25 protein-coding genes are annotated in these 25864 nt (G+C 65.8%); 6 read left to right on the top strand and 19 right to left on the bottom strand.

Translation table 11 applies throughout. From position 1 onward, the window contains the following. Window positions 1-181 precede the first annotated feature (181 nt). From ACB030_RS04390 to ACB030_RS04380, 3 genes are all read left to right on the top strand, one after another. Window positions 182-2029, top strand: a complete 1848-nt coding sequence (locus ACB030_RS04390; RefSeq protein ID WP_371158338.1) for a U32 family peptidase — start codon at window positions 182-184, stop codon at window positions 2027-2029. A 137-nt stretch (window positions 2030-2166) separates the two neighbouring features. Continuing rightward, window positions 2167-2496, top strand: a complete 330-nt coding sequence (locus ACB030_RS04385; protein ID WP_371158336.1) for a DHCW motif cupin fold protein — start codon at window positions 2167-2169, stop codon at window positions 2494-2496. Between the two features lie 44 nt (window positions 2497-2540). Continuing rightward, window positions 2541-2798: a DUF1272 domain-containing protein gene (locus tag ACB030_RS04380; RefSeq protein ID WP_171272476.1), complete on the top strand. Its 258-nt coding sequence runs from the start codon at window positions 2541-2543 to the stop codon at window positions 2796-2798. Between the two features lie 154 nt (window positions 2799-2952). On the opposite strand, the gene ACB030_RS04375 is transcribed toward ACB030_RS04380, so the two are convergent. The 7 genes from ACB030_RS04375 to ACB030_RS04345 all read right to left on the bottom strand — a co-directional run bounded on the left by ACB030_RS04375 (window position 2953) and on the right by ACB030_RS04345 (window position 9095). Then, window positions 2953-3369 (bottom strand): cupin domain-containing protein, encoded by a 417-nt coding sequence (locus ACB030_RS04375; RefSeq protein ID WP_371158334.1) that lies wholly within the window; start codon window positions 3367-3369, stop codon window positions 2953-2955. 117 nt (window positions 3370-3486) lie between these two features. After that, entirely contained in the window at window positions 3487-3963 is a 477-nt protein-coding gene (locus ACB030_RS04370; RefSeq protein ID WP_371158332.1) for a methylated-DNA--[protein]-cysteine S-methyltransferase, read from the bottom strand. Continuing rightward, a complete protein-coding gene (locus tag ACB030_RS04365; protein WP_371158330.1) occupies window positions 3960-5480 on the bottom strand; it encodes an AlkA N-terminal domain-containing protein in 1521 nt (506 codons plus the stop codon). Before ACB030_RS04365 ends, ACB030_RS04370 begins: the two co-directional genes overlap by 4 nt. 140 nt (window positions 5481-5620) lie before the next feature. Further along, complete coding sequence (locus ACB030_RS04360; protein ID WP_371158328.1) at window positions 5621-7099, bottom strand: carboxypeptidase M32; 1479 nt, start codon at window positions 7097-7099, stop codon at window positions 5621-5623. A 106-nt stretch (window positions 7100-7205) separates the two neighbouring features. Next, window positions 7206-7787 carry a DNA endonuclease SmrA gene (gene smrA / locus ACB030_RS04355; protein ID WP_371158326.1) on the bottom strand — a complete coding sequence of 194 codons (582 nt, stop codon included), beginning with the start codon at window positions 7785-7787 and terminating at the stop codon, window positions 7206-7208. A 109-nt stretch (window positions 7788-7896) separates the two neighbouring features. Next, window positions 7897-8046: a DUF3149 domain-containing protein gene (locus tag ACB030_RS04350; RefSeq protein ID WP_081805766.1), complete on the bottom strand. Its 150-nt coding sequence runs from the start codon at window positions 8044-8046 to the stop codon at window positions 7897-7899. A 167-nt stretch (window positions 8047-8213) separates the two neighbouring features. Then, window positions 8214-9095: a TraB/GumN family protein gene (locus ACB030_RS04345; RefSeq protein ID WP_371158323.1), complete on the bottom strand. Its 882-nt coding sequence runs from the start codon at window positions 9093-9095 to the stop codon at window positions 8214-8216. A 70-nt stretch (window positions 9096-9165) separates the two neighbouring features. On the opposite strand from ACB030_RS04345, the gene ACB030_RS04340 reads away from it, so the two are divergent. Beyond that, complete coding sequence (locus ACB030_RS04340; protein ID WP_371158321.1) at window positions 9166-9498, top strand: DUF1904 family protein; 333 nt, start codon at window positions 9166-9168, stop codon at window positions 9496-9498. Window positions 9499-9615: 117 nt separating this feature from the next. Here ACB030_RS04340 and ACB030_RS04335 read toward each other — a convergent pair whose 3' ends face one another. From ACB030_RS04335 to ltnD, 10 genes are all read right to left on the bottom strand, one after another. Continuing rightward, on the bottom strand, window positions 9616-10446 hold the full coding sequence (locus ACB030_RS04335; protein WP_371158319.1) for an SDR family oxidoreductase: 831 nt from the start codon (window positions 10444-10446) through the stop codon (window positions 9616-9618). A 115-nt stretch (window positions 10447-10561) separates the two neighbouring features. Next, complete coding sequence (locus ACB030_RS04330; RefSeq protein WP_371158317.1) at window positions 10562-11962, bottom strand: OprD family outer membrane porin; 1401 nt, start codon at window positions 11960-11962, stop codon at window positions 10562-10564. A 605-nt stretch (window positions 11963-12567) separates the two neighbouring features. After that, the gene (locus ACB030_RS04325; RefSeq protein WP_371158315.1) at window positions 12568-14499 is read right to left on the bottom strand and encodes a methyl-accepting chemotaxis protein; all 1932 of its coding nucleotides are present in this window, start codon (window positions 14497-14499) and stop codon (window positions 12568-12570) included. Between the two features lie 59 nt (window positions 14500-14558). Continuing rightward, the gene (locus ACB030_RS04320; protein WP_371158313.1) at window positions 14559-15449 is read right to left on the bottom strand and encodes a DMT family transporter; all 891 of its coding nucleotides are present in this window, start codon (window positions 15447-15449) and stop codon (window positions 14559-14561) included. Between the two features lie 86 nt (window positions 15450-15535). Then, entirely contained in the window at window positions 15536-17041 is a 1506-nt protein-coding gene (locus tag ACB030_RS04315) for a GntP family permease (protein WP_371158311.1), read from the bottom strand. Then, window positions 17038-18012, bottom strand: a complete 975-nt coding sequence (denD, locus tag ACB030_RS04310) for a D-erythronate dehydrogenase (RefSeq protein ID WP_371158309.1) — start codon at window positions 18010-18012, stop codon at window positions 17038-17040. The genes ACB030_RS04315 and denD overlap by 4 nt, the downstream gene beginning before the upstream one ends. Window positions 18013-18023: 11 nt before the next feature. Then, a complete protein-coding gene (gene otnI, locus ACB030_RS04305) occupies window positions 18024-18797 on the bottom strand; it encodes a 2-oxo-tetronate isomerase (RefSeq protein ID WP_371158307.1) in 774 nt (257 codons plus the stop codon). 61 nt (window positions 18798-18858) lie between these two features. Next, window positions 18859-19491 (bottom strand): aldolase, encoded by a 633-nt coding sequence (locus ACB030_RS04300; protein ID WP_371158305.1) that lies wholly within the window; start codon window positions 19489-19491, stop codon window positions 18859-18861. After that, window positions 19484-20737, bottom strand: coding sequence for a 3-oxo-tetronate kinase (otnK, locus tag ACB030_RS04295; RefSeq protein WP_371158303.1), 1254 nt, complete (start codon window positions 20735-20737; stop codon window positions 19484-19486). The genes ACB030_RS04300 and otnK overlap by 8 nt, the downstream gene beginning before the upstream one ends. Continuing rightward, window positions 20734-21642 (bottom strand): L-threonate dehydrogenase, encoded by a 909-nt coding sequence (ltnD, locus tag ACB030_RS04290; protein WP_371158301.1) that lies wholly within the window; start codon window positions 21640-21642, stop codon window positions 20734-20736. Before ltnD ends, otnK begins: the two co-directional genes overlap by 4 nt. 255 nt (window positions 21643-21897) lie before the next feature. Between ltnD and ACB030_RS04285 the strand changes: the two genes are divergently transcribed. Continuing rightward, window positions 21898-22686: a DeoR family transcriptional regulator gene (locus tag ACB030_RS04285; protein ID WP_371158299.1), complete on the top strand. Its 789-nt coding sequence runs from the start codon at window positions 21898-21900 to the stop codon at window positions 22684-22686. A gap of 13 nt (window positions 22687-22699) precedes the next feature. Here the strand turns inward: ACB030_RS04285 and ACB030_RS04280 are convergent, their stop codons facing one another. Both ACB030_RS04280 and ACB030_RS04275 read right to left on the bottom strand, forming a co-directional pair. Continuing rightward, entirely contained in the window at window positions 22700-22855 is a 156-nt protein-coding gene (locus tag ACB030_RS04280; RefSeq protein WP_371158297.1) for an entericidin A/B family lipoprotein, read from the bottom strand. A 16-nt stretch (window positions 22856-22871) separates the two neighbouring features. Then, entirely contained in the window at window positions 22872-23933 is a 1062-nt protein-coding gene (locus ACB030_RS04275; protein ID WP_371158295.1) for a PQQ-dependent sugar dehydrogenase, read from the bottom strand. 248 nt (window positions 23934-24181) lie between these two features. Between ACB030_RS04275 and ACB030_RS04270 the strand changes: the two genes are divergently transcribed. Next, on the top strand, window positions 24182-25831 hold the full coding sequence (locus ACB030_RS04270) for a SulP family inorganic anion transporter (protein WP_371158292.1): 1650 nt from the start codon (window positions 24182-24184) through the stop codon (window positions 25829-25831). Window positions 25832-25864: the final 33 nt, after the last annotated feature.

Genomic DNA, 25864 nt, shown 5'->3' with positions numbered 1-25864 from the left:
CTCATCCCCAGCCCTTCTCCCCTGGCGGGAGAAGGGCTGGGGATGAGGGGGCAGCCATATGTGCTTGTCCTTGTACCGGGTCAATCCTGCATTCTGCGGTGATCTTAAGCGGGATCAAGGCAGGGGGCGCCCGGTCTCGCTAGAGTGACGGGCATTTCTCGTCCGCCTTCAGACCAGACCCATGCAGGATCACACCCAGACTAACCGCCTCGAGCTGCTGGCTCCGGCCAGGAACCTCGCCTATGGCATCGAAGCCATCAACCATGGCGCCGATGCCGTCTACATGGGCGGCCCCGCCTTCGGTGCCCGCAGCGCGGCGGGCAACTCCCTCGAGGATATCGAAGCGCTGGCGCGCCACGCCCACCGCTTCGGCGCTCAGGTGTTCGTCGCCTTCAACACCTTGCTGCACGACCACGAGCTGGAGCAGGCCCGGCGCCTGACCCACCAGATCTACGAGGCCGGGGCCGATGCGCTCATAGTGCAGGACATGGGCCTGCTGGCGCTCGACCTTCCTCCCATAGCGCTGCACGCCAGCACCCAGACCGACAACCGCACGCCGGAGAAGGTGAAGTTCCTGCAGGATGTGGGCTTCTCCCAGGTGGTGCTGGCGCGCGAACTCTCGCTCGAGCAGATCCGTGCCATCAGCGCCCAGACCCTGGTGCAGTTGGAGTTCTTTATCCACGGCGCCCTCTGCGTCTCCTACAGCGGCCAGTGCAACATCAGCCACGCCCGCACCGGCCGCAGCGCGAACCGCGGCGAGTGCGCCCAGCTCTGCCGGCTGCCCTGCTCCCTGCAAACCCCAAGGGGGGAGGTGCTGGTGGAGAACAGCCACCTGTTGTCCCTCAAGGACATGGATCAGAGCGCGAACCTGGAGGCGCTGATCGCCGCGGGCATCCGCTCCTTCAAGATTGAGGGGCGCCTCAAGGGGCTGGATTACGTCAAGAACGTCACCGCCTGGTATCGCCAGAAGCTGGACGCCATTCTCGAGCGCCGCCCCGATCTGGTGGCCGCCTCCGCCGGTCGCTGCAGTTACGGTTTCACACCGGATCCCAAAAAGAGCTTCAACCGGGGCAGCACCGACTACTTCCTCCATGGCCGCCAGCCGGGGATAGACGCCACCAGGAGCCCGAAATATGTGGGTGAACCCCTGGGCCGCGTCAGCAGGGTGACCCGCGACGGCATCGAGATCGACGGCAAACCCGTGAGCCTCAACAACGGCGACGGCCTTGGCTTCTTCAAGCCGGGGGGCGAGCTGGTGGGGATGCGCCTGAACAAGGTGGACGGTAAGCAGTTACTGCTGTCGGAGCCTGTACCCGGGCTCAAGGTCGGTGCCGAGATCTTCCGCAACCACGATCAGGCCTTCAGCAAGTTGCTGGAGAAGCCGAGCGCGGATCGCCGGATCCGGGTCGATATGCGGCTCTCTGAGTGCGACGAGGGATTGCGACTCGAACTGGTCGACGAGCAGGGCATAGGCGCTGCCGTCACGCTCCCCTGCAACAAGCAGCCGGCCGACAACCCGGCGCGGGCGCTGCAACAGGCGCGCGACCAGCTCGGCAAACTTGGCAACACCCTGTTTGTGGCGCGCCAGATTGAGTTGGCATTCACTTCTCCCCTGTTCATTGCTGCATCCATGCTCAACGGCCTGCGCCGGGACGCCATAGCCGCCCTGGAGGCGGCCCGTCTGGCCGCCTACCGGCGACCCGAGCGGCGCATCCCGTTGCGAGGCGCCACCTATCCCCAGCATCGCCTCTCCTACCTTGGCAACGTGCTGAACAGCGCGGCGGAGCAGTTCTTTCGCGAGCACGGGGTGGGGCGCATCGCCCCTGCCTATGAGGCAAATAAGGAGCAGGGGGAGGTGGTGCTGATGATCACCAAGCACTGCATTCGCTACAGCCAGCACCTCTGCCCGAAGGAGGTGCCCGGCCTCAAGGCCGAGCCGCTGGAGCTCAAGATGGGCAAGGATACCTTCCGCCTGCGTTTCGACTGCCATCGCTGCGAGATGCAGGTGATGGGTAGCCTAAAGGGGTGATGGCTGCCCGTGTGGGCATAGGGCGACAGCGGATTTGATGGCAGTATGGGGCTGGGAGGGGGTTTGCCTGATCACGGATATCCCGTGGTGGCGAGCAAGCCTCCTCGATACCTCTCTCTGCAGACAAAGGAGCTGTCATGAACATCAATGCATTACCGTTTTGCACGACCCGCTGGGCCGACATCCCGCCGACCGAACACCAGGGGGAACGCGGCGTCGCCCGCTGGCACACCCAGCAGTTCGGGGCGCTGCGGGTGCGGATGGTGGAGTACTCCCCCGGCTATCTGGCGGATCACTGGTGCAGCAAGGGGCACGTGCTGCTCTGTCTCGAGGGGGAGCTGCACACCGAGCTGCAGGATGGTCGCGTCTTCACCCTGACGGCGGGCATGAGCTATCAGGTGGCGGACAACGCCGAGCCCCATAGATCCTACAGCGAACAGGGCGCCCGGCTCTTTATCGTCGACTGAGCCGCGCGCTTTCCCGTTTCCCCTTGTGCTTCAGGATCTTGCCCATGCTTGAGCTCAGACCCAACTGTGAATGCTGTGACCGTGATCTGCCCGCCGACACGGCAACTGCCTATATCTGCTCCTTCGAGTGCACCTTCTGCGCCGAGTGCAACGATCAGTATCTGCACCTGACCTGCCCGAACTGCGGCGGCGAGCTGGTCAGGCGCCCGCGCCGCCCGGCGGCCAAGCTGGTGAACAACCCCGCCTCCCTCAAGCGGGTCTTCAATCCGGCCCTGAAAGCGGCTCTGAGCAAGGGGCGCTAGGGTCGAACCTTCCACGGCAAGAGCGGGGCTGGCAAGGGGCTGGCCCCGATGGCCCTTGACCTTCTCCCGACGGCCATGCTGGCCAGGTTTGAGCCGGCAGAGCCGTCCTTCCTCCTGAAGCGGGGCCGAGGGGCCCCGCCTGGGATCACACCGGTTATTTCTCCATCACCAGGTTCCAGGGGCCATCGGCCTGGATAAAGAAGACCGCATCCTCGCTGCCTTCCACCTTGGCCACATGGGGCTGCTTGTCGGTCAGGGCGAAGTAATCGCCGGGGCCGAGGGAGTACTCCTTGCCTGCGACCGTCAGGGTGATGGCGCCCGACACCAGGGTCACATAGTGATCCGTGTCGTGATGATGGTTCGGCGTCACCAGCCCAGCCGGGTATTTCAGGAAGAACCGGCTCTGCCCCGTGGCCATGTCACCGGATACCGGTGCGGCGGCGATGCCGTTGCCCATGTCCTTCCACTTGAGATCGGCCTTGGTCATCACCACGGTCGACTCGGCCCGGGCGGGGACGCCGACCAGCAGCAGAGCCGATAGCGAGAGAACGACGGCATGCATGAGTTTCATCTGCACTCTCCTTTGCGAGTTGAACGACCCGTTCAATGGGGCGAGGCCATCATGGTCTCGCCTCTCCAAGCATAGGGTCTGGGCAGCCTGCCCGCGGTGCCCGGCCGATGTGGCGCTTTAGGTGGTGATGCCCTCGAGGTGCAGCAATGCCTGCTTGATGGGCAGGCCCCCCGCATAGCCGGTCAGGCTGCCGCTTTGGCCGATCACCCTATGGCAGGGCACTATGATCGACAGCGGGTTGCGACCGTTCGCGGCCCCGACGGCGCGGCTCGCACTCGGCTTGCCGATGGCGCGGGCGATGTCGCCGTAGCTGCGGGTCTCGCCATAGGGAATGTCGCACAGCGCCTGCCACACCGCTTGCTGAAACGCCGTGCCCCGCGCCGCGAGCGGTAGCGTGAAGCGTTGCAACCGCCCCGCGAAGTAGTCTCGAAACTCGGCGAGAAAGGGGGCGAGCGCCTCGCCGTCCTGCCGCCAGTCGCTCATGTCGGGCAGTGGCCGCAGCCCTGCCACAAAGTCCACGTGCACCAGCCCCTGCTCATCGATGGCGACCAGCAGATCGCCGCAGCGGGTGGGTAGAATATCGTAGCGGATCATGGGGTTGTCTCCTTGGGGTCGTTGTCCGGGTGCTTCCGGGCCGGATCTGTCAGCAGCGCAGGCTGCTCGCTCATGGCGTGCCACAGCCAGCTCGCGGCATAGGCGCGCCACGGCTGCCAGGGGGCGCTGCGCGCTTCCACCTCTTTGACCGGCAGCTTGGTGCCGCCCCCCAGCGCCTTTTGCAGCACGAGATCCGAGGCGGGGAAGGCATTTGTGTCCAGCCCGCAGCGCAGCCGCCAGTAGGCGACTGTCCAGGGGCCTATGCCCGGCAGCGCGAGCAGTTGCTCGTCGCTCGCGCTGCCAAGGGTGAGCGCGCCGCCCGCGAGTGCCGAGGCCAGCCCCTGCAGCGTGCGGATACGGCTGCCCGGCATGCCGATGCCGCCCAGATCCAGCGCGCACAGCTGGGCCGGGGTGGGCAGCTGCGCCACCCCGAACTGCGCCAGGGTGCGTGCCACCAGGCGCCCCATGATGGTGATGGCGCCCTTGACTGACACCTGCTGGCCGACGATGGCGCGCAGCATCACCTCGTATTCGTCCCAGCCCCCCGGCAGCCGCACCCCGGGCCAGCGCCCCTGTATCCGCGCCAGCAGCGGATCCTGCCCGAGCTGCTCGCCGATGCGCACCATATCCGCATCGAGATCCCACATGCGGCGCACGCGATACAGTATGTCCGGCAGCGCACTCGGCGGCAGATCCTGCACCGTCAGCCTGAGCCTCTCCCCCTCGAGGGGCTCGATGCGAACCAGCCCCTCCTGCTCGCCGACCCGGTGGCGGCGCTCGTAGCCGTGCTCATCCACCCGCTCCAGCCCCGGAATGGCGCGCAGCCGGTAGAACGCGAGCATGGCCTGCGCATCGAACGGCGGGCGATACATCAGTTGCAACTGCAGGCTAGCCTGCGGCGTCTGCGCCGGCGTACCGCCCTCCCGCTTGCGCAGGGCGCCCGGCGTCAGCCCGTACGCCTGTTGCCAGGCGTCGTTGAAGCGGCGAATGCTCGCAAAGCCAGACGCGAACGCGACGTCCGTGATGGGCAGATGTGTCTCTGTCAGCAGCCGCTTCGCGAGCAGCAGGCGGCGCGTTTGCTCCACCTGCTTTGGCGAGGCGCCGAGGTGTTGCTCGAACTGGCGCCGCAGCGTGCGCTCCGTGATCCCGGCCTGCGCCGCGAGCGCGCCCAGGCTGTGCTCCGCGAGCTCACCGCGCTCGATGCGCGCCAGCACCTGGGCGACCAGGGGCGGCAGATCCCCGCTCTGCGCCGGTGCGAGCTCGGGGCGACAGCGCAGGCAGGGGCGCAGCCCGTGCTGCTCTGCCGCCGCCGCGAAGCGAAAATAGCGCACGTTGTGCTCGTGCGGCGCCCGCGCAGGGCAGATGGGGCGGCAATAGATGCCGGTGGAGAGCACGCCGGTGAAGAAGCGGCCGTCGAAACGCGCGTCTCGCGCGAGCCGCGCGGCATGGCACTGCTCGCGGGTGAGGCCGGGGATGATCTCGTCCTGGGGCGATGGGACGGGGGGCGCTGTGTTCATGGCATGACTCGGATTTCTGTGGGCATGTCCCAGAGACTAAGCGGGGGCGAGAGGGGTGACTAGCCAAAAACGGACAGGGATAGCAAAAATAGTGGGGCAGGGGGAAGTGCGGGCGCGACGAGGGTCGCGCCCGGGAGCGGTTATTTCAGGTAGCGCTGTTCCAGGTGCTTGCGCAGCCACTGCGGATTCAGTGCCTCGCCAGTCGCGCGGCGAATGAGCTCGTCCGTGCCGTGCAGGCTGCCCTGGGACCAGATGTGGCGACCGAGCCAGCCAAAGATCTCAGGCAGGCGACCTGTCTCGATGAGCTGGCCCATGTCGCCGAGCTCTCGCTCGAGTGCGAAGCGCAGCTGCGCCGCGTACATGGCGCCGAGCGTGTAACTCGGGAAGTAGCCAAACGAGCCGTCCGTCCAGTGAATGTCCTGCATGCAGCCATTCTGGTAGTTGCCCTGGGTGGACAGCCCGAGCCACTGCTGCATCTTGCCGTCCCACAGCGCCGGGATGTCCGCGACCTCGATGCGCCCCTCGATGAGATCGCGCTCCAGCTCGTAGCGCAGTATGACGTGCGCCGGGTACGTCACCTCGTCCGCATCGACGCGGATGAAGCCGGGCTCGACCCTGTTGTACAGCTTCTCGAGGTTCGCCGGTGCGAGTGCGGCCTGCTCGCCAAAGTGCGCGCGGATGCGCGGCGCTATCTGCGAAAGGAACGCGGGGTGATGGCCGAGCTGCATCTCGCAGAACAGGCTCTGGCTCTCGTGAATGCCCATGGAACGCGCCTCGGCGACCGGCTGGCCGAGCAGATGGCGCGGCAAGCCCTGCTCGTAGCGCGCGTGGCCCGTCTCGTGGACTATGCCCATCAGGCTGGAGACGAATTCGTCCTCGTTGTAGCGCGTGGTGATGCGCACGTCCGTCGGCACGCCGCCGCAGAACGGGTGGCTGCTCACGTCGAGCCGGCCGTGGGCGAAATCAAAGCCGAGCAGCCCCATCACCTCCTGGCCGAGCGCCTGCTGTGTCGCGACCGGGAAGGGGCCCTTCGGGGTGAGGATGGCGTCGCGCTTCTGCCGCTCGCTCACGGTCTGGATGAGGCCGGGCAGCCAGCTCGTGAGATCGCCGAAGATCTGATCCAGCCGCGCGCTCGTCATGCCGGGCTCGTACAGCGCCAGCATGGCGTCATAGGGGCGCACCCCGAGCGCCTCGGCGCGCAAGGTCGCCACCTCCCGCGACAGGCGCACCACCTCCTCGAGATTAGGGGCAAAGCCCGCCCAGTCGTTCTCCTTGCGCTGGCGGCGCCAGGCGTGCTCGCACTTGCTGCCGGCCAAGGATAGTGCCTCCACCAGATCGCTCGGCAGCAGGCTCGCATCCTGCCAGTGGCGTTTGATCTCCGCGAGGTTCGCGCGCTGGGTCGCGTCCAGCGGCTCGCTCTCGGCCCTGGCAATCCAGTCGCCGAGTTCGGGGGCGGTGCGCTTGTGGTGGATCAGCACGCCGAGCTCCGCCATCGCCTCGGCGCGGGCCTCGTTGCCCCCCTCCGGCATCATGGCGGCCTGATCCCAGCCGCAGATGGCGGACAGGTGGGAGAGGCGGTGCAGTTGTTGCTGATGTTGTTCGAGTTTCTGGTATGACATGGGATTGTCCTTGTTATCGTCCCTGATGGTATGCACCCCGTACCTGGCATGATCGGGGCTGCCCGATGCTAGCACTGTGCCGCAGGCGGGGGCCACCCTCAGGCGGTCAGCCGAGGCGCTTCTGGTGACGTTCGCGGTTCTCGGCCTTCTTGCGCTCGCTCTTTCGCAGCAGCACATAGAGCGCGCCGCTGCCGCCGTGGCGACGCTCGGCGCTGTGGATGGCCATCACCGCAGGCAGTTGCGGCAACCAGGCGCTGACATGGCTCTTGAGCAGGGCGCGCGGGGTGCTGCGCTCCCCCTTGCCATGCAGGATCAGCAGGCAGCGGATGTCCCGCACTTCGCACTCCGCAATGAACTGCACCAGGGCGGTTCGCGCCTCCTTGATGGTCTTGTGGTGCAGGTCGAGGGAGCCTTGCAGCTCGTACTTGCCGAGCCGCAGCTTCTTGTAGACCCCCTCCTGCACGCCGTCGCGCTTGAAGCCGACGATGTCGTGGGGGTCCAGCATGGGGACAGCCTCCATGCTGAGGTGATCCAGAGCGAGCTGTTCGGCGGTGGCGGCATGGCGGCGCGCGAGTTGCGCCTCGGTCGGCAGGCTGTTGCCCGCGCTGGGGGCTATGTGGTCGCTGCGCAGCGGCCGCACGTCAGCCACTTCCTGCAGGAACAGTGAGAGTTCGTCGTTATGAGACACGGCAGGCTCCCCGCATGAGAATGAGGGGGCATTATAGCGGGCCAGGCCTGTGCTTAGAATGGCGGGGGCGCGGCGGGCTCAGGGGCCCGCACCTGGTGTCGCCGTCGGGTTATTGACCCTCTTTCGGCGGCTCGGCGTGCATCACCTTGTAGATGAAATAGACCGCATAGGCGCTGATCAGCAGGAAGGTGCCGATAATCACCAGCATGGACATCAGCCCCACGCTGTTGCCGAACATCAGGTTCATCCAGAATTCCATCTCGTTCACTCCTGTCATTGCGCGATGACAGGCATGATAGATACCTCTTTGGGTGGGATGAGATGATCTCGATCAAGTCCCTTTGTGGTTGTTTAATCGGCAACCCATTCTGTGAGCGGCCTCGCACCCGGCGCCCCGCACGGCGGCAGGGCGCAGGTCTGGCGGACTTAGTCTGCCGCTGCGGGCTCGGTGAGCGGCGTGATGCGCCAGCCCTGCTGCTCCAGCAGGGCGAGCAGGCCCTGTTCGCCATAAAGGTGCAGGGCCCCTACCACGATAAAGCTCTCGTTTGGCAGACCGGGCCACTTCTTGACCCAGTTGCGGTTGCGCTCCGCCAGCAGGGTCTGCTCCAGCCAGGCTTGCAGCTTGGGTGGCGCCATCTCCTCTTTCAGTAGGTTGATCAGGGTGGCCTGATCCCCGTTCTGCCAGGCCGCCATGACCTCGGTGAACCCCTTCTCGAGCTCAGGCAGCTCATCCAGGGTGCTTTCCAGCATCAGGGTCTGGTTGTCACCGACGCTCGCCAGATAGCCGAGCTGCTCCAGCAGGGTCTCCAGTCCGACTATGGGTTTGCCGCCGTCGTTTGCCCGCCTGGCGAAGTGCTGATCCACCCCGAATTCACCGCGATAGCCGGTGCGCTCCAGGGCCGCCTGGGTCAGGGTGATGGCCGCAAACCAGGGGCGCAGCGGCGCCAGCATGCTCTCGTTCAGGCCGTTCTGACCGGCGGCGATCAGGGTGCGGCGGTAGAGATCCATGGGCAGGTGATCCTTGAGGGTCTTGCCGTCCACCAGCCGGGTGATGGCGCCCATCTCCTGCCACTGCGCCTGGCTGATGTGGGTCATGTCGACCTCCATCACCAGGGCGCGGCTCTGCTGCCAGGCGCGCTCGACGGGATCCGGCAGGGGATAGAGGGAGGGCTTGCCCGCGTGGATGGACCCCAGCAACCAGTGCTGCTCACTGCCCTTGCTGATGCGATAGAAGGCCGGATCGGCATAGGCGTTCAGCGGCAGCAGCAGCCAAAGGAGTAAGGAAAGCAGCGTGCGATGGAATCTCATGAGGCACCTTATGTGAGCGGGATGAGTGCTCTATGATAAGTCCTCATTTGTCACAGCCAAGAGGTTTCCCATGCCCCACCTTCGTTTTCGGGCAGTTTCTGTCGACACCCTGCAGCAGATAAGCAGGCCCCTGCTGGCGGATCTCTGCGCCCTGACCGGTGGCAAGCCGGAGTTCGTCACCCTGGAGTGCGTGCCGAGCCAGTGGGTGCGAGACGGCCAGCCCGAGGCCGGCTTCCCCTTCGTGGAGCTGGTCTGGTTCGAGCGCCCGCAAGAGCTGCAGGATGCCGCCGCCGCCCTCATCACCCGCCATCTCAAGGCGGTGCTGGGGGAGCAGACCTATGTGGTGGTGCAGGTGCTGCCCATCGTCAAGAGCGCCTACTACAGCAACGGTCAGCACTACTAAACGGATGTCATTGTGGATACAGGTGCTGTCCAGACGGTCAAGTCCCGATACGACAGCAAGGGCCAGCACTACTGATCAGATGCTGGCGCTCGGGCGGGGATCAGTCCCCGCCGGGGATCAGGCCGACTTGCCGAGGATCCGGTCAAGCCAGCGGCTCGGCAACAGGCGGCGCAGTATGCTGAACAGCCTGGTGGGCAGGGTGACCGGGTAGCGGTGCTTGGGGCGCTTGCTCTGGAGCGCGTGCAGCAGCGGCGGTATGCAGGCCTCGCTCGGCAGGGTGAAGCCGCTGGTGGAGCCCTCTTTCTCCAGCCGGGTCAGGGTCTGGCGATAGGCGCCCTGATGGCGGCTCTGGGCCGGATCTATGTGGCGCACGAAGGCGTCGCGGGCATTGGCGCGAAACCGGGTGTCGATGGGGCCGGGCTCGATCAGGCTGATGTGCACGCCACTGCCCTCGAGCTCCAGGCGCAGGGTGTCGGTGTAGCCTTCCAGCGCGAACTTGCTGGCGTTGTAGGCGCCGCGATACTTCATGGCCACCAGGCCAAGCACTGAGCTGTTCTGCACGATGCGACCCTCGCCCACGGCCAGCATGGCCGGCAGCACCTGACGAATGAGATGGTGCCAGCCAAACAGGTTGGTGTTGAATTGCGCCTTGAGCGCTTCCGTCGGCAAGTCTTCCAGCGCACCGGGCTGGCCGTAGGCGCCGTTGTTGAACAGCCCGTACAGACGTCCCCCGGCCAGGGCCAGCGCCTCTGCCGCCCCCCGCTCTATGCTGGCGGTGTCCGCCAGATCCAGCTGCACCGCCAAGAGACCCCGCTGTTGCAACTGGGCGACATCCTCGCTCTTGCGGGCGGAGGCGATCACGGTGAAGCCGTGGGCGCCGAGCGCGTTGGCGGCGGCGAGGCCGATGCCGCTGGAGCAGCCGGTGATAAGCACGAAGGGGTGGGGCATGAAGATCATCCTGATTGGCGGCCAGCACAGGGCCGAAGATGGCATGGTAGCCCGAGCGCCACCAAAAACAAAACCGGGCCACGTGGCCCGGTTTTCGGTCAGAACAGATGCCTGATTACATGATGGTGAACGGCATGATGATGTGGAACTTGACGTCATGCTCGGAGCTGAACATGTTCGGGTAGTACCAGCTGCCCTTGTCGTCCTGCTCGTTGTTGTAATCGGTGTAGTGCAGCTTGAACAGAGTGCCCTTCAGCTTGCCATCCTGCACCGTGTACATGACGTCGAAGTTGGCAGCCCACTCTTTACCGCCTTCCAGGGTACCTTCGCCGTTGTTGGCATCCCAACCGTAGGCACCGGAGACACCGGCGGCCCAGCCTGGGGCACCGACCAGATCATCCAGCGAACGGGTCACACCGAAGAACACCGCCTTCTCTTCGTTGTGGTTCCAATCTGAGCGGGAATCCCACCAGATCTCGTTCGCGCCCTGGGAGTTGCCGTAGCCACGGGTCAGACGGGGCAGGTAGTTGCCCAGATCCCCTTCGGCCTTGGTGTACAGGCCTTCCAGGCGGAAGCCGTAGGGACCGGCTGCCCAGCTTGCGGTCAGGGCTTGTTGCCATGCCAGACCGTCATAGTCTTCGTTCTCGGTGTCGGAACCGTAGAACTGGTAGCTGGTGTTCAGGCCACCCAGCACGTCAAACTTGTGAGCCAGCTTGAAGTGGTAGCTGTCCATGTAGCCTTCGGCCTGACCGAAGCCACCTGTGATGGCGGTGCCATCTTCGAAGGTGTAACGGGCTGCCAGACCGTGGATGTAGTCGATCTTGTTCGCATCGGTGAAGGGATCGCTGGCATAGGGGCTGCTCTTGGAGAAGCCGGCGGTGTTCTTGAACCAGGGCGCCTTGTACTCATCGGCGATGGCGTAGGTCAGGTAGAGGCCACCGAAGTTCCCCTCGATCTGGCCACCGCGGTAGGTACCGGGTTGATAGGACCAGTTGACGCCTATGATGCCGGGTACATACAGCTGGGTGTAACCCCCCTTGGCGGTGACCTTGTCACCAAATTTGAGTTTCAGGGCGGCATTGGAGAGGCTGAAGCCATTCTCGGGTACGCCGTCACCACCTGAACCCCACTGGTCGCCCCAGAAGGAGAATTCGTTCTCTTCGTTGACGCCATTGCTCTCGTCGACGGCCAGGTCATAGGCGCCAAAGCCGCCCACATCGATCCCCACCACATCCCAGGCATAACCGGAGTTGAAGTTGAGGGCTGCCTGGGTGGTGGCATGGCTCAGGTTGGAGTGGTATTTGCCATCCTGACCCGGGCCGGCCTGGACGCGGTCACGCTCACGCTGGAAGTAGAACAGGCCGCCTGTCAGCTTGGCGTCATCGGCAAACGCCTCGTAGGACTTGCCGTATTCCGGGCTCATCATGTCTTGAGCTGCTAACGCCATACCGGGGGCGACCAGAGCGGCCAGCACGGCGGCACTCAAAGAGGCGCGCTTGAAGATTACTTTTTCCATTTGTTATTGCTCCTGATTTTATGGACTTAGCTTTTTTTTCCGGCAGTCAGGCTGGCGCCCGCCGCTCGGTATTGGCATTGCAATCAACACCCCGCAGGGCAAAAAAATAAATTTTTCTGTGTTGTGCCCGGATGCCTTGGCGCATCAGTAACGGGCAATCTGCATCTTTACAGTCTTTATTTTTTAGGTCTCGATCCTTGGCGATCTGACACCACCAAGAGTACGTTCGCGGTGCGAAATATCAACCGGAAGTTCCCGCCAAGTTTCAAAAGTATGACCGAGTGCAAATAATCATGATTCTTGGTGTGGGCACTCCCAGCCCGCTGATGTCGGTAATGAGAGCGTTTTCAGGTGATTTTTTCCGTTTACCTGATGGGATCTTGGCGCGGATGCAGAACTTTCTTTGTTAACCTGATGGCAACATATAATTTTGTGTCACAAAAAAAGATATCCCCCCTCCCGGAACGGTGTCGAGCCGACCCCCTGAGGGACATCATGGTATGCGGTAGGGCAGAGAGGGGCTGAGTTGAATGAGGGTGTGTCAGGGGGCAGGCCCGGCGCGCATCAGAGGATGGGGCCGGGCTTGATAGAGGGATAGGGGCGACTCAGGCCTGGCTCAGGATCCGGGGGATCTGCTGGGCCTGGTGGTGGATATGCTCAGACACCTGCACCGAGAGGCGGCTGCCCTGGCGGGCGTGCTGGCTGATGCGGCCGATGAGGGCGGCGAAGCTGGCCAGCCTGTGCTCCTGGCTCCTGGCGTTGTCGGCTCCTTGCAGGGCGATGACGGCGGTGCTGCGCGCCATCTCCCGCACCGTCTGGGTGGTCTGGCGCAACTGCTCGGCCTGCTGGCGCTGCCCGGCGGCTTCTGCGGTGATGCGGGTCAGCACGGTGGCGAGCTGATCTCCCGCCTGGGTGAGGCTCGCCAGGATCTCGGTGATCTGGCCGAGGGAGCGCTGGGTGTCGGCGGAGAGGTGGCGTACCTCGTCGGCCACCACCGCGAAGCCGCGTCCCTGCTCACCGGCGCGGGCCGCTTCGATGGCGGCGTTGAGCGCCAGCAGGTTGGTCTGCTGTGAGATGTGGCCGATGACGTCGACGATGGCGGTCACATCCTCCACCGAGCGGGTCAGCTGGGCCAGGGCGCCGCTGCTCTCGTCGATGGCGAGGCCCGTCTGGGCGGTGGCCGCCAGCATGCCCCCCACCAGCAACTCGCTCTGGCTCATGGAGTGCTCGTTGTGCTGGGCGTGTTCCGCTATCTCGGCGGCGACCTGGTGCACCTCGCTGGCGAGCTGATTGAGCTCCTGCATCATGGTATCGCTCTCATCCACCGCCTGCTCGGTAGTGCGGGTGCTGTGATGGATCTCCTGCACCTGCTCCACCATCTCCTGCAGGCTGGAGGAGACGCTCGAGAGCTGGCCCGCCTTCTGTTGCTGATCCTGTTGCAGGCGCTCGATCAGGCGGTTGTAGCTCGCGACTATGTCGGCCAGCTCGTTGCGCTCGCCCCCGGTTGCCAGCAGCTGCGCCTGACCCGTGGCATCGAGCTGCAGGAAGGCCGCCCGCAGTCGCAGCAGAGGCCTGACCAGCCAGCGGCGCTGCACCAGGGCAAACAGCAGGGCGACCACCACCAGGCAGAGCGCCAGGGAGCCGAGTATGGTGGCGAGCTCTTTGTTCATCGTCTGACGGGCGGCGGCGAGCCGCTCCCCCAGCTGCTCACCGGCCTGCAGCAGCTGGGTGATGTCCTGCTGCACCATCTGGCGCGCCAGTTGCTGCTGTTGCAGCGCCTTGCGGCTGCTCTCCAGCTCCTGGGGATAGCGCTTGAGCAGGGAGACCAGCTCGGCTTTGGGCAGCTCCCCGAGCTCCTTGCGCACCGGCTCTCCCAGGGTGAACTCATCGGCGGCGGCTTCCTCGAAGAGGTTCAGGCTCGGCAGGGCCGCCAGCGCGTCCGCCTGCTTTTGCAGTGCGGCGAGTTCGAACTGCAATCCTTCGAGGCGCTTGGCGCTGGCCTGCTCCATGTAGTTCTGACGCTGGTGGGCGAGGGCGGGCAGGCTCGCCAGTATGTCGGCGGCCCCCTGACGATAGGCCTCGGCGCTGGCCGGATCCTGGTTTGCCCCCTGCTGGCCGTAACGCAGCAGCGCCCTGGCCTGGGTGGTCAGCTCGTTCTCGGCATTTTGCAGCAGCCACTGGCTGTTGCCGGAGAGCTTGCCCGCCGCCAGGTAGTCGCCCTCGATGCGTTCCCCCATCTGCTCGAGCCGGGCGCGCAGCGGGTCGGCTTGTTGCCCGTCCAGCTGCGCCAGCAGCGCGAGCGCCTGCTGGCGCCCCCCCTGGGCCTCGGTCAGGCGCAGGGGATCGCCGCTGCCGAGGTAGTCGCGAAGGGCCCCCTGCAGGGGGCCGCTCAGTTGTTGTTGCAGGCGCTCCTGCTGGCGTTGGGACTGTTCGGCCCGATTGAACTGCTGCCAGCCGTGAAACAGGGCGGCGGCCTGAACGCCGGCCACCAGCAGCAGTACCAGGGAGGAGAGGGAGGCATAATGGGCAATTTTCACATCTGAGTCCTGCTTGAACCACGCAATGGGCGTGAGCTTAAGCAGGGGAGATGGCGTTTTTATGACAGCGGCTGCGCCGCTTTGTGGACTCTGGGCGTCTTTACCAGCAGACCGAGCAGGGCACCGCCCATGATGAGGGCCCCCGCCAGCAGGTGGCGCGGGGTGAGCTGCTCACCGTTGAGCCAGACCAGCAGCAGGGTGCTCAGCAAGGGGGTGAGGTAGGCCAGGGCCCCGATGCGGCGGGGATCCCCGTCACGCAGCGCCAGATACCAGGTGACGAAGGCGGCCCCCATGGGGCCTAGGGCCAGCCCGGCGATGAGCAGCCAGTCCCCCTGGGGGATCCGGGCGAGGGGCAGCGGCCCCTCCAGCCCCCAGGCGAGCAGCAGGGCCAAGAGCCCTGCGGGCAGGCAGGCGGCCGCCGTGACCACGGCGGGGGCGGGGGGCAGACGGCGGGAGAGCACGGAATAGGCGCCCCAGACGATGGCGGCGCCGAGGGCCAGCAGGTAGCCCGGCAGATGGGCCTGCTGCAGTTGCAGCTTGCCGTCGACCATCACCAGCACCGAGCCCGCAAGGCCCAGGGCCCCGGCCAGCAGATGGTGCAGGCTCAGGGGATGGCCCGGCAGCAGCAATGGGGTGAACAGTATGATGCACAGGGGCCAGAGGTAGTTGATGAGGTTGGCCTCCAGCACGGGGGCGTGGCGAAAGCTCATGAACAGCAGCAGGTGATAGAGCAGGAGGGCCGTGATAGTCACCAGCCAGGTGAGGGGGCTGGCGCGCCACTGGCGCCAGAACGGCAGGGTGCCCGCGCCGCAGAAGAAGAGCACCAGTCCCACCAGCACCAGGGGCGATACGCTGGTGATCCGGGAGGTGAGGGCTGCGAGCGAGGCCCACAGCAAGATGGTGAGCAGCGCAAAACCGGTGGACTTGTCCCACCAGGAAGAAGCAGACATCCAACACTCCTTTGCAAGATGAATAAAAAAGAGGGCCAGTCTAGCAGACTGGCCCTCGTCACACAGCGTTGCCGTGACGCTGCGGGTCAGGACTCCCGGCTTGGCACTGCGCTGGCCGCCGGGGTCAGGGACTGGCCTCTGACGTACCAGACGATGAGCGCCAGCACCAGCAGCGGCAGCACGGGGTCGAACCAGGTGCCGCCGGAGCCGAACATCAGGTTCAGCAAGGCGACGCCGGTGCCGCCGATGGCCCAGGCGATGGTGGTGGGGATGGACCAGACGATCATCTGCTGCTTCACGTCCGAGATGCCCATCATGCGGTTGACCACCCAGAACAGGCTGTCGTTGAAGTAGCCGAAGAAGAGCGACCCCATGGTGGCAGCCTGGGCGGCCAGCAACATGTTGACCCCGGGGATTTGCGCCAGTATGGGGGCGGAGATGGACGCCGCCGTCACCATGGCCACTGTGCCTGAGCCCTGGATGAGGCGCACCAGGGTCGCGACTATGAAGGGGATCAGTATGGGGGAGATGGGCAGTTGGGCTATCTGCTCGGCGAGTTGCTGACCCGCGCCGCTGTCGCGCAGCACGGCACCCAGGGCGCCGCCGGCACCGGTCACCAGCAGTATGATGCCGGCCGATTGCAGCCCCTCTTCGAGGCGAGCGGCGGTGGCGTGCCTGTCCATGTGCGGCACCAGCGTATAGACCGCCAGCAGCACGCTGATGGCGAGCGCTATGATGGGGGTGCCGATGAAGTTGATGCCCTGCACCAGGGGATTCGCCATCAGGTCGTCCATCCCCTCCAGGGTGGCCAGGGTGGTGAAGATGGCCTTGACGAAGATGAGCACTATGGGCACCAGGATCGGCAGCAGCGACAGGGTCAGGCTCGGCAGGGTCTTGCCCTCCTTCTCCTTGAGGTACTGCTCATAGGTAGCTTGCAGCTCGTCCGGGGTCTGGGCGGCTTTCTCACCGAACTCGGGGTACTTCTTGTCGAGCCACTGGGCGTAGAAGACGATGCCGAGCACGCAGGGGATGGCCAGCGCCATGCCCATCAGCAGCATGGCGCCTATGTCCACGCCAAACAGACCGGCGACGCCGAGCGGCCCCGGGGTCGGCGGCACCGTATGGTGGGTGACCACCAGACCCCCCGCCAGCGCGACCCCCAGGGTCAGCAGGGAGCGCTTGCCGCTTTTCGCCAGCGCCTTGGCCACCGGATAGAGGATGACGAAGGCGGAATCCACGAAGATGGGGATGCTGACGATGTAGCCCGTGATGGCCAGGGCCCACTCCTCGCGCCGCTTGCCGAGCCACTTGATAAAGCTGTAGGCGATCTGTTCGGCGGCGCCGGAGACCTCCAGCAGGCGGCCCATCATGACCCCGAGGCCAATGACGATGCCGATGCTGCCGAGGGTGGAGCCAAAGCCCTGGGTGATGACGGTGAGGGTCTTGTCGATGCTCATGCCGCCGGTGATGCCGGCGATGCAGGCCGCCGCCAGCATGGCGATCAGGGCGTGCACCCGGGTGCGGACCACCAGGAACACCAGTACGAAGACGGCGATGACCAGGCCGATGATGGGGGTAGGGATGTCGCTCATGATGCCTCCTGCATGTCATGGGTGATGAAACTGTCGATGATGTCGGCAAACGTCCTGTCTGCCGCGAAGCCGAGGGCGCTGGCCCGCTGGTTGTCGATGCGTCCCGGCCAGCTTGCGACTATGCGCTCGACGGCCGGATCGGCGGCAAACTGCACCCGATCCCGGGCCGCCTGGCCACCGGCCAGGGCGAGGGCCTCCAGCATTTCGCCGACGGTGACGCTGATGCCGGGCAGGTTGATGCTGCGGGCGTCACCTGTGGCGGGGAGCCTGGCCGCCAGCAGGAAGTTCGCGACCACGGTGGCGGGGCTGGAGAGCCAGAGGCGCAGCTCCGGGCTCACCGGGCAGAGGGCGATCTCCCCTTGCAGCGGCTCGCGGATGATGCTGCTGACGAAGGACGAGGCGGCGCGGTTCGGCTTGCCCGGCCGCACGCAGATGGTGGGCAGGCGCAGCACCAGACCATCGACGAAGCCCTTGCGGCTGTAGTCGTTGACCAAGAGCTCCCCCATGGCCTTCTGGGCACCATAGGAGGAGGTGGGGGTGAGCGCCGTGCCGTCATTCACCAGCGCCGGCAGCGGGCCGCCATAGACGGCGAGCGAACTGGTGAAGACGAAGCGGATGCCGGGGCGGGCATGGCGGCAGGCCTCCAGCAGGGTGCGGGTGGTGTCCAGGTTGACCTTCCAGCCCAGATCGAAATCCTGCTCCGCATGGCTGCTGACGATGGCCGCCAGGTGATAGACCACGGCGGTCCGCTCGCTGATGAGGGAGTCGGCGACACCGGGTTCGGTGAGGTCGGCCTGGAGGCAGCGAACCCTGGGGTCCGGCAGGGGGGATTGCGGCTGCTGTATGTCCACCAGCAGCAGCTCGGTGAAGGGGTGGGGGCCTTGCAGCAGGGCTCGGGCCAGTTTCTGGCCCAGGAAGCCACCGCCGCCGGTGATGATGATCTGCATCTCGTTATCCTCAGACTCGTTCATGTTCAGGGTCGTTATTGTTGTGTCAGCCAGCCCAGCCCCTCCCGGGTGCCGGCTCTGGGGTTGTATTCGCAGCCTATCCAGTCGTGGTAGCCCGCCTGCGCCAGCACCTTGAACAGGTGGGGGTAGGCGATTTCCCCCTCGTCCGGCTCGTGGCGATCCGGTACCGAGGCTATCTGGACGTGGCCGATGGCCGGGCCCAGCTTGCCGATGAGACGGGTGAGATCCCCGTCCATGATCTGGGCGTGGTAGAGGTCGAGCTGCACCCCCACGTTGGGTCTGTCTATCTCCTGCACCAGGGCCAGGGCGTCGAGCTGGTGGGCCAGGAAGTAGCCGGGCACGTCCCGATCGTTGAGAGGCTCCAGCAGCACCCTGATGCCGTCTGCGGCCAGGAAGTCGGCGGCGAAGCGGATGTTCTCGATCAGGGTCTGGCGGTGGGCTGCCAGGCTGTAAGCGGGGTCCACTATGCCGCTCATGGCGTGCACCTTGGTGCAGCCGAGCGCCAGGGCGTAGTCACGCACGCTTGGCAGGTGGGCGCGAAACTCCGCCTCCCGCCCCGGGATGGCGGCCATGCCGCGCTCCCCCGCCCCCCAGTTGCCCGGCGGCATGTTGAACAGGGCCTGGGAGAGGCCGTGCTCGCGCAGCAGGCGGCCCAGCTCGGCGGCCGGCCACTCGTAGGGGAAGAGGAATTCCACGGCCTCGAAGCCTGCCTCGCGGGCGGCGGCGAAGCGCTCCAGGAACGGCACCTCGGTAAACAGCATGGTGAGATTGGCGGCAAACTTGCTCATGGCGTGATGCTCCTCAATGCGTTGTGTTCGTATCGGGTCAGAGAGGCGGACCAGGGTTGGCTCATGGCTTCAGGCTCCTCAATTCGGTGATCTCGGGTTCACTCAGGTAGCGGATGGACTGGCCATGGAGCATCAGTGCCAGGCGCGCCGTCTCCTCCAGCTCTTCCATGTTGTTGACCGCATCCACCAGATCCTTGCCCGTCACCACGGGGCCGTGGTTGGCAAGCAGGAAGGCGTTGCCCTCGGGGGCGCGGCGCCCCAGCTCCTCGGCGATGCGGGCATCCCCCGGTTTGTAGTAGGGGATGAGCGGCAACTGGCCGACCCGCATCACGTAGTAGGGGGTGAAGGGGCGGATGACGTTGGCCGGGTCCAGCCCCTCCAGACAGGAGAGGGCGGTCAGGTAAGTGCAGTGCAGGTGCACCACGGCCCGGCAGTCCGGATTGCTGTGATAGATGGCGAGGTGGAAGGCTACCTCCTTGGAGGGGCGGTCACCCCCCAGGTGTTCCCCCTGCAGGTTGACGTGGGAGAGCCTGTCGGCGCTCAGACGTCCCAGGCAGGAGCCGGTGGGGGTGGCGATCAGGGTGCCGTCCGGCAGCAGGGCGGAGAGGTTGCCGGCGCCTCCGGTGGCATAACCGCGCTGGAAGAGGGAGGCTCCCAGCATCACCATGGTGTCGCGCAGTGCCTGTTCAGTCATGGAAGTACTCCTGAGCCTTGTCGAAGAAGTCGTCGCTCCCGAAATTGCCGGACTTGAGGGCCAGCGACAGGGGGGCGTCGATGGCCCGCACCCAGGGCACACCGGGGGCGATCTGCGGGCCTATGTGGAACGCCTTGACGCCGAGGGCCTGGGTGACCCGGCTCGAGGTCTCGCCACCGGCGATGATGAAGCGGTCCACACCGGCGCCTTGCAGCAGTTGGGCGAGGCGGGCAAAGCAGTGCTCCACCGCGTCGCTGGCCGCCTGCTGGCCGTGGGTCTCCTGAATGCGTGCCAGCTCAACCGGGCTGGTGGTGGCGTAGACCAGCGGCGCCGGGGCCGGGGGCTGGGCCAGCACCCAGCGCGCCAGCTCGGCCGGGTAGTCGGCCTCTTCGAGGCAGCGCACCACGTCCAGCGCCAGGGCAGGGGCGTGCTGGCGATAGCGGGCCACCTGGCGGTTGGTCATCTCGGAGCAGGAGCCCGACAGCACAGCGGCGCGGGTGCCTCTGGGCCAGCCCGCCTCGCGGGCACCCTGCAGATCGCCGCTGCCAAGCTGGCGGGCGAGGCCGATGGCGAGGCCGGATCCGCCGGTCACCAGGGGCATGTGGAGGGCGGCGGTGGCGATGTCCAGCAGGTGCTGCTCGGTCAGGGTGTCGACCACGGCGTAGCGCACGCCAGCTTGTGTTAGCTGCTCGAAGGCGTCGGCAATGGCTGCGGGGCCCTGCGCTATGGTGGTGAAGGGCACCAGTCCTGCGCGCCCTGAACCCTGCCCCTCCATCAGCCGCAGCAGATTGCTGTCGGTCATGGGGGTGATGGGGTGGTGGCGCATGCCGGACTCGGCCAGCGGCTGGGTGCCGACGAAGAGGTTGCCCTGATAGACGGTGCGACCGTTCACCGGCAGGGCCGGGCAGATCAGGGTGAAGTCGTGGCCAAGCGCCGCCAGCAGGGCGTCGGTGACCGGGCCTATATTGCCCGCCGCCGTGCTGTCGAAGGTGGAGCAGTATTTCTGGTAGATGCGTGGGCAGCCGCGGGCCTTGAGCCAGTGGAGGGCCGCCAGGGAGTCGCGTACCGCTTCGCCTGCCGGACAGGAGCGGCTCTTGAGGCTGATCACCACGGCATCGACCCGGGGCAGATCCCCGTCATGCTCCGGCACGCCGGCGAGTTGCAGGGTGGAGAGGCCGTTCTCCACCAGGAAACCGGCGATGTCGGTGGCGCCGGTGAAGTCGTCTGCGATGACACCGAGTTTCATGGCTGATCCTCCTGACCCGGCAGTGTGATGCCGGAGAACGTCTTGATGACGGCGCTGTCATCTTCCTGGCCGTGCCCTGCGTTGCTGGCGTCGAGGAACATGTTCAGCGCCGTGCTCGCGAGCGGCAGCGGGAAGCGCAGCGCCTTGGCGGTGTCCGCCACCAGGGTGAGATCCTTGACGAAGATGTCCACTGCGGAGCGGGCCTGGTAGTCACCGGCCAGCACCCTGGGCATGCGGTTTTCAAACATCCAGGAGTTGCCGGCGGCATGGGTCACCACGTCATACATGAGGTCCAGCGACACGCCAGCCCGACTGGCCAGGGCCATGGCTTCGGCGGCCACCGCTATGTGCACCCCGGCCAGCAGCTGGTGGATGATCTTGACCGTGCTGCCCTGGCCAGGTTCGCTGCCGACCCGGTAGAGCTTGCCTGAGACTGCATCCAGCACAGGGGCCAGCTTGTCAAAGGCGGCGTCTGAGCCTGCGGCCATCACCGTCATCTCGCCCGCATCGGCCTTGATGGCGCCACCGGAGACAGGGGCATCCAGCATCGGCAGCCCCAGCTGTGCCAGCTCGGCGGCCAGGGCGCTCGCCTCTTCGGCCGCTATGGTGGAAGAGACCATGATGGCGGTGCCCGGTTTAAGGTGGCGGGCCAGCCCCTCTTCGCCGAGCAGGATGCGGCGTACCTGGGTGGCGTTGACCACCAGCAGCAGCACCGCATCGAGCGTCTCGGCCAGAGGCCTGGCATCGGCCATGACGGCGGCGGCACCGGCCTGCTGCAACTGGCTGCGGGCCTGCTCGCTGAGGTCGATGCCATAGGTGGTGAGTCCGGCCCGCAGGCAGGAGCGGGCGGCGCCCATGCCCATGGCGCCAAGGCCGATGACGGCGACATGATAGGAAGTGCTCATCTCGTGATTCCTCGATAACGACTGATGAGCAGATAGTAGAGGCTTGCGACGGTGAAATATCAGGCAGTCGTCACAAAAAATAACTTATTTGGTGTTAATTTTTGTTATTGATAAGGATTTGGATTCTTTTGAATCAATTTATGGCGCTTTCTGTGTGAATAAATGTGATTTGTGAGCCCCTTCGAGCTTATTTATCATTTTTTACCAGGTTGCTGGGGTAGAATGGCGCCTCTTTTCCCCGAGGGGTGAACCAGAATGATTCCCGTAGAGCGACAGCAGCGTATCCTGCAACTGCTGGCAGAGCGCGGCGTGGTCAGCATAGTGGAGCTGACCGAGTGGTTGCAGGTCTCCCACATGACCATCAGACGCGACATCCAGAAACTGGAGGAGCAGGGGCGGGTGCTCTCCGTCTCGGGCGGGGTCAGTCTCTCCCAGCGGATCAAGAGCGAGCCCTCCCACGCTACCAAGCGCAACCTGATGCAGGGGGCCAAGCTGGCCATCGCCCGGCTCGCCGCCGCCCAGGTGGCCGAGGGTAGCACCGTCTATCTGGACGCCGGCACCACCTCCCTGGAGCTGGCCCGGGAGCTGGCGCTGCGGGAAGATCTGATGATAGTGACCAACGACTTCATGGTGTGCGCCTACCTCATCGAGCACGGCCGCTGCCGCCTCTATCACACCGGGGGCCAGGTCATTCGGGAGAACCAGTCCTGCGCCGGGGAGGCCACCGCCCACTTCCTGCGCAACCTCCATCTGGACGTTGCCTTCCTCTCCTCCTCCTCCTGGGATGGGCAGGGGATCTCCACCCCGAGCGAGCAGAAGGTGCCGGTGAAGCGGGCCGTGGTGGAGTCGGCGGCGAGCCGCATTCTCATCTGCGACTCGTCCAAATACGGCAAGGTGGGCACCTTCAACGTGGTGGGCTGGGATGCGATCGATCAGGTGATCACCGACGAGCAGTTGCCACAGAGTGCCCGCGACGTGCTGGCGCAGCACGGGGTCAGGGTGACCATGGCGCCGCTCGCCAGCCTGGCCTCCGGCGTCGAATGACTGTGTCAGCCTGTCACTCTTTGCCGGCCTGAGGCTCGCTCGCCAGGTTGGCGGAGCCCTGGATCACCTCACCCGCCTTCTCTATGTCTCGCCCCACCCCGTGGATGGTGTTGCAGCCCAGCAACCAGAGGCTGGCACAGAGCACCAGCAGCATGCGATTCGCGTTCATCCTTCCTCCTTGCATCCTATGGGGTCAGCTTGAGCAGGCGCCCCTTGCCTGAGTCCGTCAGCAGATAGAGGGCGCCGTCGGGGCCCTCCTTGACGGTACGGATCCGCTCCCCGAGATCGGTCAGCAACCGCTCCTGTGACACTATGGTGTCCCCGTCGAGGCGAAGGCGCAACAGGGCCTGACCGCGCAGGGCGCCGACCAGCAGATCTCCCTGCCACCCCTTGAACAGGGAGCCCTGATAAAACGCCATGCCCGAGGGGGCGATGGAGGGCACCCAGATCCAGCGCGGCGGCGTCAGGCCGGGCGCGCTCTGGCCCAGGCCAATCTTGCCGCCCCCGTACTCCTCGCCGAAGGTCACTTTGGGCCAGCCGTAGTTGTGCCCTGGCAGGATGAGATTCACCTCGTCCCCGCCCTGGGGGCCATGCTCGTGGGCCCAGAACTGCTGGCTGCCGGGACGCAGCGCGGCTCCCTGCATGTTGCGATGGCCCAGGCTCCAGATCTCCGGCAGGGCACCCGCCGTCTTGACGAAGGGGTTGTCGGCGGGCACCCGGCCATCCTTGTGCAGGCGCACCGTCTTGCCGAGGTGGTTGTCCAGCGTCTGGGCCCACTCCCGCTCGCTGTAACGATCCCCCAGGGTGATGAAGAGATAGCCGTCCTCGGTCAGCACCAGGCGGGAGCCGAAGTGGGCGCCGCCGGCCACCTTTGGCTCTTGGCGAAACAGCAGTTGCCAGTCGACGAGGGCCTCTTTTTGCAGCCGAGCCCGGGCCACGGCGGTGCCGGCGCCTCCGTCCCCCGGCTCGCTGTAGCTGAGATAGAGCCAGCCATCGCTGTCCAGGGCGAGATCGAGCAGACCCCCCTGGCCCTTGGCGGCGAGGGGCGGCAGGCCCGAGATGAGGTGGCGCTCGCCCCCGGCGTCGATGCGCAGCAGGCGGCCCGGGCGCTCGCCAATCAGATAGCCGCCCCCCGGCAGCAGGGCCAGCCCCCAGGGATGGTTGAGCCCCTCCACCAGGGGGGTCAGTGTCAGCGCCCGGAGCGGGCTCGCCAGGCAGATCAGCAGCAGTGCAAGCAGTCGCAGCAAGGGGGATCTCCTCTTGGAAAGGGGGCTGGCCGGCGGCGCAACGTCGCTGAAGTATAGGGGAGCAAGATAGCAAAACGTGAGAAACAACAAGCCTCTGCGTCTGGCGGGCGCATACACTTCACCCTGTAGTCGCGCCAGCATCCTGCTGTTGCAGGGGCGCAGGAGGTAGCACCTGGCTGCCCATCATGGGCGCCTTTGAGCGTCCAGCCCCGCCGGTGCCGGCCAGACAAGCGTTCATGGAGGAGAAGATGTCATCACCCGCGTCGGCGCCAAGGCGCTACCTGTCCGACCTGCTGGCCGGCGTCACTGCGGCGGCCGTGGTGCTGCCCAAGGCCATGGCCTATGCCAGCGTGGCCGGTCTGCCGGTGGCTGTCGGTCTCTATACCGCGTTCGTGCCCATGGTGCTCTACGCCCTGCTGGGCTCTTCCCGGGTGCTCAGCGTCAGCTCCACCAGCACGCTGGCGATCCTGACCGCAACCCAGCTCGGACTGGTGGTGCCAGACGGGGATCCCGGTCGGCTGCTCACCGTGACCGCCACCCTGACCCTGCTGGTGGGCGCCATGCTGATGCTGGCGGCGGTGCTGCGGCTCGGCTTCGTGGCCAACTTCATCTCCCTGCCGGTGCTGGTGGGGTTCAAGAGCGGCATAGGGCTGGTGATCATCCTCGATCAGTTGCCAAAGCTGTTCGGAGTGCACCTCCAGAAGGAGAACTTCTTTCTGGATCTCTATCACCTGGGGCAGGCGTTGCCCCAGAGCTCCTGGCTGACCCTGGGGGTCGCCCTGGTCACCCTGGTGGTGCTGGTGTTCATGGAGTGGCGCTTTCCCCATTCCCCCGCCCCCTTGCTGGGGGTGGGCATCGGCATCGCCCTGGTGTGGGGCTTTGGCCTGAACGAGGAGGGGGTCGCCATCGTCGGGGCCATTCCCACCGGCTTGCCCGCCCTGACGATGCCGGATCTGACCCTGGTGTTGCAGCTGCTGCCGGGGGCGGCGGGCATAGCGCTGATGAGCTTCACCGAGACCATAGCCGCAGGGCGTGCCTTCATGGGGAAGGAAGAGCCCGAGATCAACCCGAACCGCGAGCTGGTGGCCACCGGGCTGGCCAACCTGGGAGGCGCCTTCTGCGGCAGCATGCCGGCGGGAGGCGGCACCTCCCAGACCGCAGTGGTGCGCTCTGTCGGGGGCGTCAGCCAGCGGGCCTCCGTCGTCACCGCCGCCATGGCGCTGGCCACCATGATCTTCCTCGCCCCGCTGCTCTCCTGGCTGCCGAGCGCCACCCTGGCGGTGGTGGTCATCGTCTATTCGGTGGGGCTCATCCAGCCGGGGGAGTTTCGCAAGATAGGGCAGATCCGCATGATGGAGTTTCGCTGGGCCGCCATCGCCTGCCTCGGGGTGCTGCTGTTCGGCACCCTGGAGGGGATAGTGGTTGCCATCCTGGCCTCCCTGCTGGGGCTCGCCAGCCAGACGGCGCAGCCCAGAGTCTATGTGATTGGCCGCAAGCCAGGGGAGGATGATGTGCTGCGCCCGCTCAGTGAGCAGCACCCCGATGACGAGACGATCCCTGGCCTCTTGATCCTGCGCCCGGAGGGGCGCCTCTTCTTCATCAATGCGCAGCATGTGGCGGCCCAGATCAGGCAATTGACCGAGACCCACCAGCCCGAAGTCGTGGTGCTGGACATGAGCCGGGTGCAGGATGTGGAATACTCGGCGCTGATGATGCTGATGGAGGGGGAGCGGCAGGTACGTGACAAGGGGGTCGCCCTCTGGCTGGCCGGGCTCAACCCCAGGGTGCTCGAGAACGTGCGCCGCAGCGGGCTGGCCGACCAGCTGGGGGAGAGCCGCATGCTGTTCACTGCCAGGGCGGCCATCCGCCAGTATCAGCAGAGCAAGGGGCTAGCCTGAAGCCCCCGAATGCCAGGGTGCCAGGGCGGTGAT

Source organism: Aeromonas sp. S16(2024), from assembly GCF_041403065.1.
Lineage (GTDB): Bacteria > Pseudomonadota > Gammaproteobacteria > Enterobacterales > Aeromonadaceae > Aeromonas.
Note: the sequence above shows the minus strand (reverse complement) of the source record. Positions and strands in the feature narration are given on the sequence as shown.

Coding starts and splice junctions, on each gene's coding strand:
- ACB030_RS04390 (WP_371158338.1), top strand. CDS start 182: ATGCAGGATCACACCCAGACTAACCGCCTCGAGCTGCTGGCTCCGGCC.
- ACB030_RS04385 (WP_371158336.1), top strand. CDS start 2,167: ATGAACATCAATGCATTACCGTTTTGCACGACCCGCTGGGCCGACATC.
- ACB030_RS04380 (WP_171272476.1), top strand. CDS start 2,541: ATGCTTGAGCTCAGACCCAACTGTGAATGCTGTGACCGTGATCTGCCC.
- ACB030_RS04375 (WP_371158334.1), bottom strand. CDS start 3,369: ATGAAACTCATGCATGCCGTCGTTCTCTCGCTATCGGCTCTGCTGCTG.
- ACB030_RS04370 (WP_371158332.1), bottom strand. CDS start 3,963: ATGATCCGCTACGATATTCTACCCACCCGCTGCGGCGATCTGCTGGTC.
- ACB030_RS04365 (WP_371158330.1), bottom strand. CDS start 5,480: ATGAACACAGCGCCCCCCGTCCCATCGCCCCAGGACGAGATCATCCCC.
- ACB030_RS04360 (WP_371158328.1), bottom strand. CDS start 7,099: ATGTCATACCAGAAACTCGAACAACATCAGCAACAACTGCACCGCCTC.
- ACB030_RS04350 (WP_081805766.1), bottom strand. CDS start 8,046: ATGGAATTCTGGATGAACCTGATGTTCGGCAACAGCGTGGGGCTGATG.
- ACB030_RS04345 (WP_371158323.1), bottom strand. CDS start 9,095: ATGAGATTCCATCGCACGCTGCTTTCCTTACTCCTTTGGCTGCTGCTG.
- ACB030_RS04340 (WP_371158321.1), top strand. CDS start 9,166: ATGCCCCACCTTCGTTTTCGGGCAGTTTCTGTCGACACCCTGCAGCAG.
- ACB030_RS04335 (WP_371158319.1), bottom strand. CDS start 10,446: ATGCCCCACCCCTTCGTGCTTATCACCGGCTGCTCCAGCGGCATCGGC.
- ACB030_RS04330 (WP_371158317.1), bottom strand. CDS start 11,962: ATGGAAAAAGTAATCTTCAAGCGCGCCTCTTTGAGTGCCGCCGTGCTG.
- ACB030_RS04320 (WP_371158313.1), bottom strand. CDS start 15,449: ATGTCTGCTTCTTCCTGGTGGGACAAGTCCACCGGTTTTGCGCTGCTC.
- ACB030_RS04315 (WP_371158311.1), bottom strand. CDS start 17,041: ATGAGCGACATCCCTACCCCCATCATCGGCCTGGTCATCGCCGTCTTC.
- denD (WP_371158309.1), bottom strand. CDS start 18,012: ATGAACGAGTCTGAGGATAACGAGATGCAGATCATCATCACCGGCGGC.
- otnI (WP_371158307.1), bottom strand. CDS start 18,797: ATGAGCAAGTTTGCCGCCAATCTCACCATGCTGTTTACCGAGGTGCCG.
- ACB030_RS04300 (WP_371158305.1), bottom strand. CDS start 19,491: ATGACTGAACAGGCACTGCGCGACACCATGGTGATGCTGGGAGCCTCC.
- otnK (WP_371158303.1), bottom strand. CDS start 20,737: ATGAAACTCGGTGTCATCGCAGACGACTTCACCGGCGCCACCGACATC.
- ltnD (WP_371158301.1), bottom strand. CDS start 21,642: ATGAGCACTTCCTATCATGTCGCCGTCATCGGCCTTGGCGCCATGGGC.
- ACB030_RS04285 (WP_371158299.1), top strand. CDS start 21,898: ATGATTCCCGTAGAGCGACAGCAGCGTATCCTGCAACTGCTGGCAGAG.
- ACB030_RS04280 (WP_371158297.1), bottom strand. CDS start 22,855: ATGAACGCGAATCGCATGCTGCTGGTGCTCTGTGCCAGCCTCTGGTTG.
- ACB030_RS04270 (WP_371158292.1), top strand. CDS start 24,182: ATGTCATCACCCGCGTCGGCGCCAAGGCGCTACCTGTCCGACCTGCTG.